The organism is Clostridium sp. Cult2 (assembly GCF_021655075.1).
Lineage (GTDB): Bacteria > Bacillota > Clostridia > Tissierellales > Tepidimicrobiaceae > Schnuerera.
In genome coordinates, this window is the sequence record NZ_PPXX01000024.1 from 1 (window position 1) to 2745 (window position 2745).

A 2745-nucleotide genomic window follows, 5' to 3' on the forward strand; every position below is an offset into this window, starting at 1 on the left:
CAAATTTGAAAAATTATTATCTAAATTAAATCTAAATTTTCTTGTCAGATCAGAGTAATCAAACTTACTTAAAGCACAAAATTTATTACAGTCTCTATTATCCTAATTTCGAATCTCTTAAACCTATTCATGCCTATTTATAAAGGTTGAGTTAGTTCACACATTAGCCGTTCTAATTCTCCTTCATCCCCTTCAATGAATTTTGCCCAGAATATCCGAATCACTCAAGTTTGAGTAACGGATTAATCTACTCAAGGCAATTTCCTCCCCCTCAATCTAATTCGACTTATTTTACTTATGGTATAATTCATAGTAACAGGTATAACGTAAACTTTCTTTTTTCTTAAACTATTATTACCATTAGTTAATATTTTTGTTTTATACAGATAATTAAAGAGATATAGTTTAAATACCATATCCCTAATAATTTTTATGCAGGAGTTGTAGGACATGGAGAACAGCTAGGACAATCTAATCTATTAATTTCCTCTAGCTTAAATTCAAGCATCATTTCCATCTTAATGATTTTAGTTAAAGTATCTGAAACAGATTGATTAACAGCTATCAAATCATCAATGGTAACAGTAGAATCTGTAGCTTGAGCCATTTCTATAACCTGTTGTATTTTCTCACCTTCAGCATTAATTATATGAGCTAACCCTGCTTCTTGAAGAGCAATAGACTGAAGTAAATCAGTAATTGCTTGGCATGGTGAAGTCGTAGATGGAGAAATAACTGGCATTGACATAGGAATACATCCCTTTTTTAATCGAATTTAAGAATAAGTTTGTAAATCCTTATTCCCGATACTATAATATTCATTTTACATAAATATGTTATTATTATTGTTATCTATAGATTGTCCAATATTTATGATACGGTTCACCGTATCAATTCTACTAGCAAAATAAATAGGATGTACTTAATAGTTAATATAGATTGCTAAAATTAAAGCATTAGGTTTAACTACATAAACCTAATGCTTTAATTGCAACATTATTAAATATAGCCTTTTCTATATAAATTTAGGCTATGATAATTTTCTAAGCTGAATAATTCCTGCACAATGGGATATAGTTGTAAAGATAATATCTTCTTTAGGGAAAAATTCTTTTAATTCATCAAATACTAAATATACTTCTTCATCATCCCAATAATTATCATACTTTGCTTTACACTGCTCTAACAGCCCTCTTGTTTCAAAGGCTATATCTCCAATATCCAATACTTTTGCTTTTTCTTTTCTATGAACTATATTGTATATAGTACCTAAGACATCTTTATATCCTGCAAATGGATATTCATTACCCTCTTCACTTAACTGAACACTTTTATCGTAATCATCTGCCCATAAATCAAAACCTTTATTATCTAGCATTAAAGAAGTCCTCCTTACTAAGTTCATAGTCAACAGCAGTTCTCAATTGGCCATTTTGGTTTTTCCAACAGTCTTTTCTTACTCCAACTTTCCGAGCTCCAATTTTATTATCATAAACATATTGAGCCCTTTTATTTTCAAGCATTGTATCCCAAACAACTTTCTCTATTGAAAGCTTGGAATTAATGGTTTCATCTGTGAAAAGAAATTCCAATAGCATTCTGATAATTTTAGGAAACCCTGTCTTCTTTGCTCATTATTCACCATAATAACCTATCTCCCTTCATAATAAGATTTTTCTTTGCTACGCATAATACTATCACTGTACGTTAAATATATATAATGTGCAACATAAAAACTTATATCAATTAATAACGAAATCCCTTGTAGTATAATTTATATATTTCCTCTTTTCTTTTTGACAGTAATTTGCATGATAGCCCCAATTACAATAAACAATAGAATTATACCAATCCAAATTTCAAATCCAGGATGATGTCTAAGTCTATATATTTCTTCTGCTTTCATACCATCAAGAATCTTGCTTTCATTATAACTCTTTATCAGTGCTCCAAGATAGTTTCCAACAAAAATGCCAGCAGTGATTCCTATAGTCATAAATACAGAAACAAGTCTCTTATTCAAGAAAAGAAACAGTAAAGCGATTGAACTTAAAACTAAATAGAACTTCCAGTTATGCGCAGCCCATACAAATAGATATTCTGAATTTAAAACAGTAAATGCTACTAATAGAACCGCTGCCAATATAATGACCTCAATAATTACGTAAATGTTATTATCTTGTTTCATAATTTTCCCCTCCCTATTATAAGAGTATACTTATCCTTGTGCCGTATAATTCTACCACTACTACGTAAAATATAAAGAATGTGCATTAACTACAACATACCACCACATATTCAATAATTATTTTTTATTTCTTCTGATTTCTGCCATAATAAATCCACCCATAGTGGCAATTGATAATATCGCTCCTAATTCAACAAAATTCATTTCATATCCAATAGCAGAACCAAATACTCCAACAATTATTGTTGCTACAATACCTAATATAATCATTTTAATACCACACCTTCCAAATATAATATTTTATGTATCTCGCTAATTTATGACGCCATTATATACTTATACGTATTATACCATTAAATAACAACTTACAATAGTCATACACAGGAGACCAAAGGTCTCCCCTACAACGCATAGCTTGTCCACTATTCGTGATAGAGTTCACCTTATCAGTTCTACTAGCAAAACTTATTTATCAATCAAAATATAATGAGAATTAAGATTAAAGTAATAAATATATAAATAAAGCAGTAGATTTAACTACAATAAACCTACTGCTT

5 protein-coding genes are annotated in these 2745 nt (G+C 29.6%); all 5 read right to left on the reverse strand.

The window, feature by feature from the left end:
- Positions 1 to 430: 430 nt before the first annotated feature.
- The 5 genes from C3E90_RS02820 to C3E90_RS02840 all read right to left on the reverse strand — a co-directional run bounded on the left by C3E90_RS02820 (position 431) and on the right by C3E90_RS02840 (position 2458).
- On the reverse strand, positions 431 to 748 hold the full coding sequence (locus C3E90_RS02820) for a hypothetical protein (RefSeq protein ID WP_236914053.1): 318 nt from the start codon (positions 746 to 748) through the stop codon (positions 431 to 433).
- 282 nt (positions 749 to 1030) lie between these two features.
- Positions 1031 to 1378, reverse strand: coding sequence for a hypothetical protein (locus C3E90_RS02825; RefSeq protein ID WP_236914054.1), 348 nt, complete (start codon positions 1376 to 1378; stop codon positions 1031 to 1033).
- Positions 1368 to 1523: a hypothetical protein gene (locus C3E90_RS02830; protein WP_236914055.1), complete on the reverse strand. Its 156-nt coding sequence runs from the start codon at positions 1521 to 1523 to the stop codon at positions 1368 to 1370. The genes C3E90_RS02825 and C3E90_RS02830 overlap by 11 nt, the downstream gene beginning before the upstream one ends.
- A gap of 251 nt (positions 1524 to 1774) precedes the next feature.
- Complete coding sequence (locus C3E90_RS02835; protein ID WP_236914056.1) at positions 1775 to 2188, reverse strand: hypothetical protein; 414 nt, start codon at positions 2186 to 2188, stop codon at positions 1775 to 1777.
- Between the two features lie 117 nt (positions 2189 to 2305).
- A complete protein-coding gene (locus C3E90_RS02840; RefSeq protein WP_236914057.1) occupies positions 2306 to 2458 on the reverse strand; it encodes a hypothetical protein in 153 nt (50 codons plus the stop codon).
- Between the last annotated feature and the right edge of the window lie 287 nt (positions 2459 to 2745).